General features: G+C 32.2%; 10 protein-coding genes. 8 read left to right on the top strand and 2 right to left on the bottom strand.

Annotated elements, in window-relative coordinates; translation table 11 throughout:
- Together DIS18_RS13025 and DIS18_RS13020 are read right to left on the bottom strand one after the other, a co-directional pair.
- The coding region (locus DIS18_RS13025; RefSeq protein ID WP_181364052.1) for a M14 family zinc carboxypeptidase at positions 1-3,339 on the bottom strand (3,339 nt) is incomplete at its 3' end.
- Positions 3,340-3,671: 332 nt separating this feature from the next.
- Positions 3,672-4,385 carry a ribonuclease activity regulator RraA gene (locus tag DIS18_RS13020; protein ID WP_109353514.1) on the bottom strand — a complete coding sequence of 238 codons (714 nt, stop codon included), beginning with the start codon at positions 4,383-4,385 and terminating at the stop codon, positions 3,672-3,674.
- A 155-nt stretch (positions 4,386-4,540) separates the two neighbouring features.
- On the opposite strand from DIS18_RS13020, the gene DIS18_RS13015 reads away from it, so the two are divergent.
- The 8 genes from DIS18_RS13015 to DIS18_RS12980 all read left to right on the top strand — a co-directional run bounded on the left by DIS18_RS13015 (position 4,541) and on the right by DIS18_RS12980 (position 15,192).
- Positions 4,541-5,569 carry a T9SS type A sorting domain-containing protein gene (locus tag DIS18_RS13015; RefSeq protein ID WP_109353513.1) on the top strand — a complete coding sequence of 343 codons (1,029 nt, stop codon included), beginning with the start codon at positions 4,541-4,543 and terminating at the stop codon, positions 5,567-5,569.
- A 101-nt stretch (positions 5,570-5,670) separates the two neighbouring features.
- Positions 5,671-8,001: a chondroitinase-B domain-containing protein gene (locus tag DIS18_RS13010; RefSeq protein ID WP_109353512.1), complete on the top strand. Its 2,331-nt coding sequence runs from the start codon at positions 5,671-5,673 to the stop codon at positions 7,999-8,001.
- 5 nt (positions 8,002-8,006) lie between these two features.
- Entirely contained in the window at positions 8,007-9,008 is a 1,002-nt protein-coding gene (locus DIS18_RS13005; RefSeq protein ID WP_109353511.1) for a sugar kinase, read from the top strand.
- Positions 9,009-9,043: 35 nt separating this feature from the next.
- Entirely contained in the window at positions 9,044-10,078 is a 1,035-nt protein-coding gene (locus tag DIS18_RS13000; protein ID WP_109353510.1) for a polysaccharide lyase family 7 protein, read from the top strand.
- Between the two features lie 4 nt (positions 10,079-10,082).
- On the top strand, positions 10,083-11,969 hold the full coding sequence (gene gnd / locus DIS18_RS12995) for a decarboxylating NADP(+)-dependent phosphogluconate dehydrogenase (RefSeq protein ID WP_245925698.1): 1,887 nt from the start codon (positions 10,083-10,085) through the stop codon (positions 11,967-11,969).
- Between the two features lie 16 nt (positions 11,970-11,985).
- Positions 11,986-13,260, top strand: a complete 1,275-nt coding sequence (locus DIS18_RS12990) for an Nramp family divalent metal transporter (protein WP_109353508.1) — start codon at positions 11,986-11,988, stop codon at positions 13,258-13,260.
- 56 nt (positions 13,261-13,316) lie between these two features.
- Positions 13,317-14,405: a polysaccharide lyase family 7 protein gene (locus tag DIS18_RS12985; protein ID WP_109353507.1), complete on the top strand. Its 1,089-nt coding sequence runs from the start codon at positions 13,317-13,319 to the stop codon at positions 14,403-14,405.
- 7 nt (positions 14,406-14,412) lie between these two features.
- Positions 14,413-15,192, top strand: coding sequence for an SDR family NAD(P)-dependent oxidoreductase (locus DIS18_RS12980; RefSeq protein WP_245925696.1), 780 nt, complete (start codon positions 14,413-14,415; stop codon positions 15,190-15,192).
- Positions 15,193-15,197 lie beyond the last annotated feature (5 nt).

The raw sequence follows: 15,197 nt of genomic DNA, 5'->3' as shown, positions 1-15,197 counted from the left end.
TGGTGTTACAGTTAAGTTCAGTACATCATCAGCAGTACAACCATCATTAGTGATAGTAAGTGCAGATTGATTAGTTGTATAACTAGCACCGTTAGCAGCCCACACATAAGTTTCCCCAGAACAAATAATTGCATTGGTTACATCATCGGCAGGTTTTGTACAACTTGGGAGAATGTTTAAGTTATAATCTTCAACTTCACCATCAAAATTTTCTTCACATGATGTTGGGTCTAGGTTATATTTTGCAGAAACTCGCATTCTTACTTGAGTTATTGCTGCAGAAGCTGGTACTTCAATACTTGCTTGGATATTTGTAGGTCCATCTGCAGTATTATTTGCAATTCCAAGATCATAAAACTCAGGTTCAGAATTAATAGTATCGTCAAAATCACCATCAGCATTCCAATCAATCCAAGCATATGCATGAATTGTATAGTTTCCATCTGTATTAAGATTGACGGCTAAAGTTGCTGTATCACCAACATATATATCAACAGCTGGACTTGTGTTATCTGTGTATGAGCTAGCTGTTGTTCCAACACTAGCAAAATTTATTAAGTCTGATGATCCATCATTTAAATTTACTAAAGTAATAGCTGTGGTATATGGATCTGTATTATTTCCAAATGAATCACAGTAACTAACAGCCAGAGTAGTGAAATTTGCAGATGCTGAAAACGCAGAATTACTAGATGTACATTTACTTCTTACTTGTACTTCATAATCTGTAGAGGTACTAAGGCCAGTTAGATTATAATTTGAACTTGTTAAATCAGTAACATCAATCCATGTTCCAGAGCTTATTTCTTTGTATCTTAAGTCGTAAGTTGCAGATGGAATATTATCCCATGAAACTGAAGCGCTAGTTGTGTTTATACTTGAAATAGTAACATTAGTAGGTACAGAAAGTACACATGGTATTTCAACATTAATAATTTTAAAATCATCAAAAATAAATCCGTCAAAAGTAGTAGGGTATCCATCCGCTCTATTCGTATTATCTGAATCAAAAACAAAACGGAAACGTGCATTTGAAGCTCCAAATAAGAAATTGTTTTCTGTTCCATCAATTAAAATTTCTTCCATAACCCATTTGTCCATAGTATCTGCATCATAAATTGATTCTCCAGTAGGTTGGTTGTTTTGGTCTGAAGTAGATTTTCCAGTACTTGTATTTGAACTATAAGTGCTACTATATCTGTTTGTAGATCTACTTGATCCTGGTTTACTATATTTCCCACAAAGTGGAATCCAAGTTGTACCATTAGTTGAACCTTCAATTTGGACATAATCAAAATTTCGTTCTAAGTCCCATTTTGCAAAAAACTGAACAATTGAAGCTGATGATGATGATATATCAATACTTGAGTTTAGAGTTAATGTTTTGGATTGATTATTTCCATAAGCACCAGATGGAGAATCTGTAATAGCTGTAGTGCTATTACCATTATAATCTGTAGTGGTTATTGTACCCCAAGAACCTCCTGATGCAGTCCAGTTTGTTAAATTATCTATGTCTGGATTGTCTGTAAATAAGACAGAAGGATTGTAAAGTTTTATAATATTTGCTTGATACATCACATATCCATCATCATTACTTAAAGTGACTTGAAATTCAATTTCATCATTTGGTTGAATTCCAGCATCTAAAGTGTATGCAGCAGTTACTGTTCGTTGTTCTAATTTACTCCAACCAGTTTGAGTTAAAGGCGGTGTAATAGATGTAATATTTCCTGAAACAGGTGTAACATTAAGTGTAATATTTCCTATTGTTTGACCTAAATATTCTAATCCGAATTCTAAATTACCAGAAGTTGTATTTATATCGCTAGGATTTAAATCATGAAACTGAGCAAACTTTCCACTATGGTAAGCATTTACAAAATTCATCCTTACAGCTCTTTGAGCAATCTCAACAATTTTTGTTGCATTTGGCCAAAAACCACCTTCACCATCTGCTGTAATCCATGAACCATTCTCAGGGGCAAGGGCTAAAATACCTTGGCCAGAACCTGTCGATCCATTTAAATCTGCAGCACCTCCAAGCATCCAGTCACTCATATCACCGTTTGCAATGGTTAGTATATCTGGAGCTTCTCCATAGATATATCTATTAAAACGTGTCATATCATGACAAAACTTATGATATTCAGATTCTCTACCTGATCCAGTTGAACCTGGATATCCGTTATAAGAATGCGGTATTAAATTAGAACTGGCATGATGATTCATAGCAGTTTTAAATTCTCTAGTCGCTGAAAAATCTCTAACAATTTGAGTTTCTGGTTCAGAAAAAGCACTAGGTCCTCTGTAAACATTACTATTTGTTGATCCAGATGATCCAACAGTACCATTAGCATAAATAGCATGGCTTCCCCAGAAGTAGTCGTAGTTTCTATTTAAATCGACACCTCTTAAAGCATTGTCACCTGTATTATAATCTCCTAAATTTTTTCGTTGCAATCCACCACCACTAGGTGCTATTTGTTCATTCCACATCAACCCATCAGGATTAGCTACAGGAATAAAATACATTTCATGATTGTCTACTAAGTTTTTAATACCTGCATCTGAGCCATAATTTTCTAAAACATACCACATATAGTATATTAAATTCATCATACTACTTACCTCTCTTGAGTGTGTCATCCCAGAATATAAAGATTCTGGCTCGTTTGCCTCATCTGTATCTGGGTTATCTGATATTCTTACATAATATATTGGTTGTCCTGCCCAAGTATCATAAACAGTCGATCCAGGACCGTCAGTAAAAGAATTACCATTTGTAACAGTTCCAGGTGATGCATCTGTTTTTACTGATATCAAATTAGGATATAAAGCTCTCATTTGATCTAATTCAGCTAAAACCTCACTGTAAGTTAAACAACCACCCATACTTCCTAAATTAAAGTTGGTTGGTACTGCCCAATTTACTTCTGAACACCCTTCATATTGTATAAAATTGTCAATGCTTTCACTTTTGGTGCTTAAAGATTTACTAGCAACCTTTTGAGCTTTTTTAGCTGCTAATTCTGCTTTGGCTATAGGAAGTTCTATATCATTTTTCTTTTTGTAATGATCAATTAAATCTTCAACTAAAATAGAATAACTTATACCTTGGTTATCTAAAGCGTTTAATTCAATTCCTCCTAATTCTAAAATCAGGTTGTTGTTATCGAATACAGCGCCGCACGATAAATCAATACCAACTTCTCGAACTTTTAAGAGTTGTTCTTTTGTTGGGTTATTGATTTTAATTCGTTTTGAAATAAGGGATTGTGAATAACTTAATTGTGCTATTAATATTAGCATTAAACTTAAGAGGGTAATTTTTTTCATCAGATTTGGGATTTTAATGAATTTTGAGAGGCTAATATAGAATTTTAATTCGCCAAACTCTATGAAACGCAAAAAAAACCGATGAAATACATATTTAAATTTCACTTATTGTCTTAAAACTCTGAAAATCATTATTTTAAATACAATTGTGTATCGAAGTTAAATATTTGAAAATAGCTACAAAAAATAAATATAAATCATAAAATTCTTTATATAAAGAAAGTTAAATCTTACTTTAAATTTATCAATTTTGTCAAACTGGCAAGCAAAAACTCTATTTTTAGATAGAAAAAACAATTTTTAAACTATAATTAATGAAAGATAATATACCATTATTGCTTTTTCTTCCATTCATTAAATGCTTCTTTATTGGAATCATTTGTTAAAGGATATAATCCAATAATTGAATCCCCTTTATTTACTTTTTCAATTACAAAATCTTCATATAAAGTCATTTCTAAACATTCAGATACAACTTCATCAAGTAAATGCGCAGGTATAACCAAAACTCCATCAGAATCGCCAACAATAATATCACCTGGAAAAACAGCAACATCTCCACATCCAATAGGAACATTTATATCAATAGCTTGGTGTAATGTTAAATTTGTAGGAGCTGATGGTTTCTGATGGAAAGCATTAAAATCTAATTCTGAAATTTCTTTACTATCCCTAAAACCCCCATCCGTTACTATTCCAGAAACACCTCTTTTCATTAAACGAGTAACAAGTATAGACCCTGCAGAAGCAGCTCTACTATTTTTTCTGCTATCAATTACAAGTACTGAACCTTTTGGGCATTCTTCAACAGCAACGCGTTGAAGGTGTTTAGGATTTTTAAAAACAGATATAGGATTTAAATCCTCTCTTGCTGGTATGTAACGTAGCGTGTAAGCTTGCCCGACCATATTTTTTTTAACTTCAGTCAATGGAATGACATTTTGTATAAATTGATTTTTTAGCCCTTTTTTAAATAAGCAAGTAGCAATTGTAGCTGTACTTATCTGCTGAAGTTGATTACGTGTTAATTCTGTTATTTGTTCCATGAATTTACTTTATATAATTAAAAATGCTTCTAAAACTTTGTTTTTTATACAAATATAGATATATTTGGAAAACCAAACTGGTTTACCAGATTGGAAAACCAAATAATCCACTTGATTATTAATTCGAATTAAATAACTTTCTAAACAATATAATTATGAAAACAAAATTACTTTTTACAAAACAAAAATCTTGTACTTTATACGCCTTACTGGTGTTTTGTTTGTGTTTTAATTATAGCTGGAGTCAAGAACTTGTTAAAAATGGCACTTGTGATGAACACGGAACAGGCTCAGACACTAGTAACACCAGCGATAATGCAGATGCTTGGGATATGACACCTAATACTACATTAAATGGTGGTATAACAAGCCCATATAGATATGATGCTGCCAATAATCCAGATGGTTGGAGAAATCAGGCTTTAGAAGATTGGCTTGAAGATCAATATGATTTTACTGATGATTTCGATGCGTCTGATGCCTTTGGTCAAGATGTAGATGAACAACCAGGTTCTACAAGTAGCGGAAATGGAGGAACAAGAGGCGTTAAGTTGTATGACGATGAGGACGGAGACCCTGTAGTAACTGAATCTACCCGTCGTTTATATCAAAAGGTAGTGGGTCTTACTATTGGTAACGATTACAATTTCTCTTTTGATTCTAAAGCAGATTCTGGTGCTACTGTTGATTCAGAAGTATACATATTAAATACTGAAATTGTCGATGAAGTTGCTCTTAATACTGATGGAGGTGTGGCTGCTGGTATTCGTGATGATTTTATGACTGTTTCACCATCTACTACTTGGGCTACATTTACATCAACTTTTACTGCATCAAATACTTTTGTTGTAATTTATGTTAGATCATTAGGCGCTGCTGATGAAAGTACTGAAACGTTTTGGGATAATATTTCGCTTCAAGAAGATATTACAGCATCAACAAAAGATGCTTTAACTAGTAAAATAAATATTTACCCTAATCCAGCAAATGATTACATCCAAATAGAGTCTAAAGATGTTCAAATTTCTTCTTTTGAAATGTACAGCCTTGTTGGGCAAAAAGTTATTTTCTCAAATAATTTAGTTAATAGCAGATTAGATATTTCAAGTTTAAATAGTGGTATTTATCTTTTAAAAGTAAATACTGATAATGGAAGCTTAACTAAAAAAATTATAGTTGAATAATTATTATGATTAGTTTAAAAGAAGCCTTTTATTAAAATAGAAGGCTTCTTTTGTTTAATTTAATGGGTTTTAATTAAAAATAATATAAAAATAATTCTACCATGAGTCACTTATTTAAAAATGTCACCTTAATATTTTTATGCATTTTACTATATAGTGTTAGCTGTAAAGAGTCACCTACTAAAAATGCAATACAAGTAGATAATATTGAGGAGCTTAATGATGCTATTAAAAATGCTAATCCAGGTGATAATATTGTTTTAGCTAATGGTGTTTGGAGTGATGTAGAAATAAAATTTAGAGGTCAAGGAACTCAACAAAATCCAATAGTTTTAAAAGCTGAAACTAATGGTAAAGTATCTATAGAAGGAAAATCTTTTTTGAAATTTGGCGGACAGTTTTTAGTTGTAGAAGGTTTACACTTTAAAAATGGATATTCACCATCTGGTTCTGTTGTAGATTTTAAAATAAGCGATGATGAAATTGCAAATAATTGTAAAGTCACTAATTGTGTTATAGAAGATTTTAACAAACCTAAGCGAGATAATAGCGATTTATGGGTTCAGTTTTGGGGGCGACATAATGAGTTAAGCAATTGCTATATAGCAGGAAAAACAAATAGAGGACCAACAGTTAGAGTTAGTATTGCAGGTATTGAAAGTATTAATAATTACCATCAAATAATTAATAATCATTTTGGACCAAGGCCAGTAAAAGGAGGTCCAAGTGGTGAAACGATTCAATTAGGTGATAGTTATACTTCAATGTCTCCAAGTCATACATATGTAGCTAACAACTTATTTGAAGAATGTAACGGTGAAGTGGAAGTAATTTCCAGTAAAACAAATTTTAATGTATTTAAGAATAATGTTTTTTATAAAAGTGAAGGCTCTTTAGTTACCAGACATGGTAATTATGCGACGATAGATGGTAATTATTTTATAGGAGACGGAGTCAATGAGAATTACGGCGGAATCCGAATAATTAATACAGGGCATTGGGTAATTAATAATTACTTTTTTAATCTAAAAGGAAAGAGTTTTAGGAGCCCGTTAGCCGTTATGAATGGTATTCCTAAGTCTCCATTAAACCGTTACAACCAAGTAACTGATGTTTTGGTAGCTTATAATACATATGTAAATTGTAGTTCACCATGGCAATTTGGCGTTGGTACAAATATTGCTCAAGCTGATGTTTTACCAAAATCTGAAATCCGCTCAGCTAGGGCAATTAGAACTACAGTAGCTAATAATGTAATTTATAATGAAAAAGGATTGGAATCTATTATTGTTGAAAATGATAAAGCTGATGGCGTTACCTTTAAAAGTAACGTTATAAACAATCAAGGTATAGCTTTTAAAGATTTTGATAAAGGTATTGTTGAAGCGTCATTAGAACTCAGAAAATTATCTGATAATGTTTATATACCAGTAGGGATACCTGAGGGTTTTGAGGCATATAATGGTTTCGATTTTAATACTATAGAAGTAGATTTATTAGGTGTTTCTAGAAAAGACGATAAAAGTATTGGGGCAATTACAGGTAAAAATGTTTCCAATCCAAATATTTTAGATAAATCTAAATATGGAACAACTTGGTTTTCTAATGAAGTTGAAGAAAAAGAACCAAATACTATTTTAGTTGCTATAAATGATAATCTTCAATCTAAAATTGATGAAGCTGAAGATGGTGATATTATTATTTTAGAATCAGGTAAGCATTTCATAAAAGAATCCCTGATAATAAACAAAACCCTAACAATAAAGTCTGAAGACAAAACTAAAATGGTTCTATTTTATTCGGGCACTGCTAAAACACCTTTGTTTTCTTTACAACCTTATGGTAAGTTAACTGTCAATAATTTGAACCTAAAAGGAAATGCATCAAACTTCGCTTTTGCAAGTTTAAAAGAAAACATGTCTAATCATTTTGGGTTATCGGTTACAAATTCTGAAATAAGTGATTTTGGTTATGTGCTAAAAGCCTATAAAGAATCATTTGCTGAACGTATTACTTTTGAGAATACATCAATTTCAAACTGTGAAAACGGAATTGAATTATCTGAAGAAACAAACGATAAAGGTGATTATAACACCGAGTATTTAACCGTGAGCAATTGTGTTTTCAACAATGTAAAAGAAAATGTTATTGATTATTATAGAGGAGGTTATGATGAATCTACTATTGGTGGTAACTTATTAGTATCTAATAGCACATTTACTAATTGTGGTGCTAAAGAGAAAAATAAAATGCTTTTAAATCATAGAGGTATTGTTAATGTAAATATTACTAAAAATACATTTATAAATAATCCTGTGCAGTTTGTTTCTATTTTATGGGGAGCAAAGAATAATATAGAATCAGAGAACAGTTTAACCAATTCTGGAAAAATAAAAACTGAAGAAAATTTAAAATTAAAATTGATGTATTAAAAAATATGCCAAAAAAAGTAGTAACATTTGGTGAGGTTATGATGCGTTTATCACCTCCTGGTTATGAGAAGTTTTCGCAAGCTTCTTCATTCGAACTCGTTTATGGAGGTGGTGAGGCAAACGTTGCTATTTCTTGCGCCTATTTAGGAATGAAAGCTGCACACGTTACACGTTTTCCAGATAATGCAATAGGAAAAGCTGCTACACAATTTTTACGGAAACACTGGTTAAGTACTGAACATGTTATCTATGGTGGTGACATGATGGGTAAATATTTTCTAGAGAAAGGAGCTGTGCATAGACCGAGCGAAGTAATTTACGAAAGAGAAGGTTCAGCTTTCTCTTTAATAGAACCTTCTATGGTCAATTGGGAAGAAGTTCTTAAAGATGCTGATTGGTTTCATTGGACAGGTATTACACCTGCTATTTCTGATGGAGCAGCAAAGTGTTGCCTTGATGCCATTAAAACTGCAAATAAACTAGGAATCATGGTGTCAGGTGACATTAACTCACGAGATAACATGTGGAAATACGGTAAAACCATGCAGGAAGTAATTCCAGGTTTAGTAAAAAATTCTGATGTTGTGATTACAAGTAGCCGCGGTATTCGCGAAATGTTTGGACTCGGTAAACCAGAAGACAACTTTAAGGATTTAGCTAAACAGCTAATAGATTTTTTTCCAAATGTGAAAAAAGTAGTCAAAAAAACTAGACGTACACTAAGTGCTTCGCACCATCAAATACAAGGCAAATTGTGGAATGGAAAAAAATATATTAAAACCGATATGCTAAACATTACTCACATAATTGACCGTGTTGGCACTGGAGATGCTTTTGCAGCAGGGTTAATATATGGCCTATTGCATTATAAAGACAACGAAGCAATAGATTTTGCTTCCGCTGCTTGCGCATTAAAGCATACAGTCCCAGGGGATGTAAATATAGTATCATTAGACAACGTAATTAGTTTAATGCAAGGAGATACTTCTGGTGCTATAAAAAGGTAGATTTTAATCAGACTACATTTATAAAATCAATCAAAATGAAAAAAATAATAGTTCTTATAATTGCTCTTTTAGTAGTGATTGCCTGTAAACAAAATTCTAAAGAAACTGGAGTAGATAATTCAAGTTCAGATTCAAAATCAGCATCAGAGGTAAAATACCCAAGCGATGTTATTCCATTTATGGATAAATGGAAAATTCTTTTAGGAGATGGAACCCGTTCTGATAGCTTAGTGAATTTTCAAAAGGATGATTTCTTTTATGTTGAAAATGAAAACGGAACAGATTGGGTAGTCTACAAAACACCAAATTCTGGAGTAACATCAAGAACATCTAGTAATACAAGAACAGAGTTAGGAGAAAAAAAGCATTGGATTCCTGAAGAAGGAGGTAAATTAACAGGAACATTAAAAGTGATGCATGTGTCTACTACAGGTCATGCAAATGCAGCTTCTTCATTTTCAGTTGTTATTGGGCAAATTCATAGTGATGAAGGTCATGAAAATGAACCTTTAAAAATTTATTACAAAAAATTTCCAGAGCACACCAAAGGTTCTGTTTTTTGGAATTATGAAATTAATACACAAGGAGACAATATTGGAAGATTTGATTATTCTACGGCAGTTTGGGGTCATGATTTTTCAATTGTAGGTTCAAGTCCAACTGATTTTCCAGAAGAGCCAAAAGATGGAATTGAGTTAGGAGAAGAATTTAGTTACGAAGTAAATGTGTATAAAGGAATTATGTACTTAACTTTTACAAGTAAAGATCATGAAACTGTAACTTTTACCAAGAGTTTAATAAAATCAGAGTTTGCAACTAGAGCAGATATTCCTGAGCAAGTAATAAAAGTATATGCAAATAGAGAAAAAGGAGGAGGGGTAGAACGTGAAATAGCATACGCAGGTGAAATCAATTATTTCAAGCAAGGTGCTTATAACCAGGCAAATGCTAAAAGCACTAAATCAGAAATTTATGGAGGAGATATAGCAAAGCAATATGCAAATGGAAGCTATGCTGAGGTTTGGTTTAAAAAAGCTACTCTAGGAGCATCCACTAAACCTAGTAAATAAAACATTGAGAAGGGTAATAATTATAATGGGGGTTTCAGGTGTTGGAAAAAGTACCATTGGGCAACTTTTAGCTGATGAAATGAATCTGCCTTTTTTTGATGGTGATAATTATCATTCAAAACATAACGTAGAAAAAATGTCTAGCGGAGAATCTCTAAATGATGATGATAGACATGGTTGGTTATCAACTTTAAATCAATTAATAAAGGAGCAATTAAAAAATAACAGTTGCATTTTAGTTTGTTCTGCTTTAAAAAATAAGTATAGAGAGTTGCTGAGTGATGGGATTCTAAACGAAATTGAATGGATTTATTTATTTGGGGATTTTGATACCATTTATAATCGAATAAATAAAAGGAAGAATCATTTCATGCCTTCTGAGTTACTCAAATCTCAATTCGATACCTTAGAAAAACCTACAAACGCTATAACTTGTAATATTGATAATTCACCAAAAGAAATTATTGAGAACATAAAAAAAGAGTTGATGAAAAAATCAGAGTTTGGTTTACTTGGTTTAGGGGTAATGGGGAAGAGCCTATGTATAAATTTGTCAAATAATGGTTTCAAAATATCAATGTATAACAGACATGTTGATGGCGTTGAAGAACATGTGGCTTTAAAATTTAAAAAAAAGCATACTGAATTATCATCTGCATTGCCTTTTGATAATCTTGAGGAGTTTGTGAATTCTATTCAAAAACCAAGAAAGATTATGTTCATGGTAAATGCAGGAAAAACAATTGATGCTGTTATTGAAAATATATTACCATATTTAAGTGAAGGCGATATTATAATTGACGGAGGGAATTCAAATTACAATAGTACTAAAGAAAGGTTTGAGTATCTAAAATCTAAAAACATTCATTTTATTGGAGCTGGGGTTTCTGGTGGAGAAGAAGGGGCTTTAAAAGGACCATCCATTATGCCTAGTGGTAGTAGAGAGGCTTATAAATCTGTGCAACCTTTTTTAGAATCTATAGCATCTCATGATAGGAATGGACTTCCATGTTGTGCATATATAGGCCCTGAAGGAAGTGGTCATTTTGTTAAAATGATACATAATGGTATTGAATATGTTGAAATGCAATTATTAGCAGAAGTTTTTAGTATTTTTAAAGCAACCAGAAAAACGCCTGATGAAATTGCAGAAGTTTTAGAAATTTGGAAAAAAGATGTAGATAGTTATTTATTGAATATCACCATTGATATTCTTAGGAAAAAGGAAAATAACGACTGGTTAATAAATAATATATTAGATAAGGCAGGAAACAAGGGCACAGGTAATTGGGCTACTATTGCTACTGCTGAATTGGGAATCCCCAGTACACTAATAGCTTCTTCTTTATTTGCGCGCTATACGTCTTCTTTTAAAGAGGATAGAATTAAAGCAAACATATCCTTTGGAAATAATGATTCTTCTAATATAAAAATAGATTTAATTGATTTGTTGAATGCATACCAATTTGCTAGAATTATTAATCATTATCAAGGCTTTAAATTAATAGAAGAGGCTTCGAAATTTCATAAATGGAATTTAAACTTAAGTGAAATAGCAAGGATATGGACCTCTGGTTGTATTATTAAATCAGATTTAATGGCAGTATTAGTAGAAGTTTTTAAAAAATCTAAGTCTATATTAATAAACGAAAGTATTAAACAACAACTACAAGTCTTAAGGCCATCAGCTAATAAACTTGTTTCACAATGTATTTTAAACGAGATAGCCATTCCATGTTTAAGTGAATCTGTTAATTTTTTAAATACATATACTACTGCAGATTCATCTGCAAATTTAATTCAAGCGCAACGTGATTATTTTGGAGCGCATACTTATCAAAGAACTGATGATGATTCAGGTAAATTTTATCATACCAACTGGAAAAACTAACTAATACTACAAAACAATGTTAAAAACAGAAGATAAAACCTCTTTAATTAAAAGAATTATTGCTATTGTATTAGGCTTTGGTCCCGGAATATTTGCTATTGGTTACACCATTGGTACTGGTAGTGTAACCTCTATGATAGTTGCTGGTAGTAAGTTTAATATGCAATTGTTATGGGTGCTTTTATTGAGTTGTTTCTTTTCGGGAGTTTTAATGTTTGCTTATGGTAATTATGCGTTGATTACAGGAGAAACTGCGCTTTATGGATTCAAAAAACATTTAAAATTCGGTAAGGTTTTAGCAATCTTAATTATTGTAGGCATCACATTTGGTCAATGGAATTCTTTAATGGGAATTTTAGGAATTTCTTCTAATATTATTTTTGAAATATTGGCAGTAAATTTTGATGGATTAAGTGCTTTTAAATATGAAACTGTTTTAATTACTGCTATTATAATAATAGTTACATTTTACTTACTAATGCTCGTTGGGAAGTACACATTCTTCGAGAAGATACTAGTCATATTTGTAACTCTAATGGGCTTGTCTTTTTTATTCTCATTATTTTTTGTGCAACCATTATCTATAGATGTAGTTAAAGGTTTAATCCCTACAATACCAGACGTTCCTGGTGGCAAAATGTTGGTTGCCGCATTTGTTGGTACCACTATGGCAGCAGCAACATTTTTATCTCGTCCACTATTTGTAAAAGGAAAGGGGTGGACTATTGAAAATTTAAATCAGCAAAAGAGGGATTCTATTACTGCGGCTGTTTTAATATTTGTTATTAGTGGAACTATTATGGCAGTAGCTGCAGGAGCCTTATATTATCAAGGTAAAGAAGTTACGCATGTGTTAGATATGGCAAATACTTTAGAACCAGTTGCAGGTAAATGGGCGGTTACTATTTTCTTCTTTGGAGCATTAAGTGCAGGTTTGTCTTCTATTTTTCCTTGCCTGTTAATCGCACCACTATTAATTGCAGATTATCAATCTGGTAAGTTGGATACCAATTCTCGCCAATTTAGAATTATAACTGCTATTGCATGTCTGGTAGCTTTGATAGGTCCCGCTTTTGGTGCAAACCCAATTGAGGTTCAAATTCTTTCTCAGGTATTTAACGTATTTGTGTTGCCAATAGTAATATTAGGAATTATACTAATGCTAAAAAGTAAAAAAGTGATGAAAGATTATAAAACCAGTCTTGGTGTTTATATTGGAATGTTTGCAGCGTTATTTTTCTCACTAGTTATTTCTTATAATGGTATTGTAGCATTACTAAATTATTTTTAATAACATTCAACTAGATATAAAAAGAGGGATTTTTATAAACTAATAAATTCTTAAAAATGAATAAAAAACATATCGCATTATTATCATTGTTCATCAGTTTTGGTACCTTCCTAATGCTGAATAGTTGTAAAAAGAGTGCTGAAAAATCAAAAGAAAAAGAAGAAAAAAAAATCGTTTTCGCAAATGATGTTATTCCTTTTTTTAATAATTGGAATTTAATTTTAGGTGATGGTTCAAATGTAGGTCATGCAAATAACTTTCAGCACAAAGACTTTTTTTATACAGTAAATGATGATAAAAAGAATTGGGTTGTATTTAAAGCACCAAATGCTGGTGACACACATGGTACTTCAAATAATACAAGAACCGAATTGGCTCAAGTAAAAAAATGGTACCCTGCAACAGCAGATGACAAATTGAAAGCAACTCTTAAAGTAATGAATGTGTCAGTAACTGGAGATGCGCGTGTAGCGGCTTCGTATTCTGTAGTTGTAGGCCAGATTCATAGCGCAGATGGGCATGAAAACGAGCCACTTAAAATATTCTATAAAAAATTTCCTGGTCATACAAAAGGTTCTGTTTTTTGGCATTATGAAATTAATACAGAAGGTGATGATAATTCTGGAAGATGGGATTATTCTACAGCGGTTTGGGGTCATGATTTTTCTGTTGTTGGAGATAAAGAAAATGCATATCCAGATGAACCCAAAGATGGTATAGCATTAGGTGAAGAATTTAGTTATGAAATTGAGGTTAAAGCTGGTGTTATGAAGTTAAAGTTCGCTAGCAAATGGCGTGAAACCAAAACGTTTACAAAAAACTTAATTGAATCTGAATATAGCACAACTGCAGATATACCAGAACAAACACAAAAATTATTTGTTCCAATAGGTCAAGATGGAGTTGAGCGCAAAAAAGCCTATGCAGATGAAGGCTGTTTTTTTAAGCTAGGTTGTTATAATCAAACTAATGGAAAATCTCCCGAAGTAAATAAAAATTGGTGTTCTGGTGCTGAGACATATGGAGGTGATATTCAAAAACAATATGAAGATGGAAATTATGCTGAAGTTTGGTTTAAAACAGCAAGCATAACTGTTAGTGATACTTCCATATCTAACAAAGGTTATTTTACTAAAAATGATTAATTAATTTATGAATAAAATGAACATAAACGATAAATTAACTGGGAAAAATGTACTCATCACTGCTGGCGCTCAAGGTATTGGAGAGGCAATTACTAAACACTTTATAGATAGTGGTGCTAATGTTGCAGTACATTATTTTTCTAGTGCTGATAATGCAAATCAATTAGTGGAATTTGCAATCAGTAAAGGGCAGAAAGCTGTTGCTTTAAATGGTGACTTAACAAAAGAAGCAGATGCTAATGTATTGGTTGAAAAAACGGTACAAGCTTTTGGAGGTTTAGATATACTTATTAACAACGCAGGTTCTCTTGTAGCTCGTAAAATGCTAAACGAAATGGAAGTAGAATTCTGGAATAAGGTCATGGATATAAATCTTACCTCTATGATGTTTGTTACAAAAGCTGCATCGTCTCATTTAGCTAAAAATGCTCAAAGTAGTATTGTAAATTTGGCATCACTTGCTGGACGTAAAGGCGGGCATCCTGGTTCTCTAGCATATGCAACCAGTAAAGGTGCTATATTAACATATACTAGAGCACTTTCAACAGAATTTGGTCCTCAAGGAACTCGAGTAAATGCTGTAGCTCCAGGACTTATTCTTGGTACTTCATTTCATAATACTCATACAACTAAAGAATCAGCAGACGCAACAATTTCTGGAATTCCAATTCAACGTGCAGGTAATGCTGATGATGTAGCCAGAGCAGTTTTATATCTAGCTTCTGAATATGACGGATTTATTACTGGTGCCACACTTGATATTAATGGTGGTGTATATAATATGTGATTTTT

Source organism: Algibacter marinivivus (assembly GCF_003143755.1).
GTDB classification, from domain to species: domain Bacteria; phylum Bacteroidota; class Bacteroidia; order Flavobacteriales; family Flavobacteriaceae; genus Algibacter_B; species Algibacter_B marinivivus.
Note: the sequence above shows the minus strand (reverse complement) of the source record. Positions and strands in the feature narration are given on the sequence as shown.

Bases quoted from the DNA above. Each gene is read 5' to 3' on its own strand.
- DIS18_RS13020 (WP_109353514.1), bottom strand. From the start codon at position 4,385: ATGGAACAAATAACAGAATTAACACGTAATCAACTTCAGCAGATAAGT.
- DIS18_RS13015 (WP_109353513.1), top strand. From the start codon at position 4,541: ATGAAAACAAAATTACTTTTTACAAAACAAAAATCTTGTACTTTATAC.
- DIS18_RS13010 (WP_109353512.1), top strand. From the start codon at position 5,671: ATGAGTCACTTATTTAAAAATGTCACCTTAATATTTTTATGCATTTTA.
- DIS18_RS13005 (WP_109353511.1), top strand. From the start codon at position 8,007: ATGCCAAAAAAAGTAGTAACATTTGGTGAGGTTATGATGCGTTTATCA.
- DIS18_RS13000 (WP_109353510.1), top strand. From the start codon at position 9,044: ATGAAAAAAATAATAGTTCTTATAATTGCTCTTTTAGTAGTGATTGCC.
- DIS18_RS12990 (WP_109353508.1), top strand. From the start codon at position 11,986: ATGTTAAAAACAGAAGATAAAACCTCTTTAATTAAAAGAATTATTGCT.
- DIS18_RS12985 (WP_109353507.1), top strand. From the start codon at position 13,317: ATGAATAAAAAACATATCGCATTATTATCATTGTTCATCAGTTTTGGT.
- DIS18_RS12980 (WP_245925696.1), top strand. From the start codon at position 14,413: ATGAATAAAATGAACATAAACGATAAATTAACTGGGAAAAATGTACTC.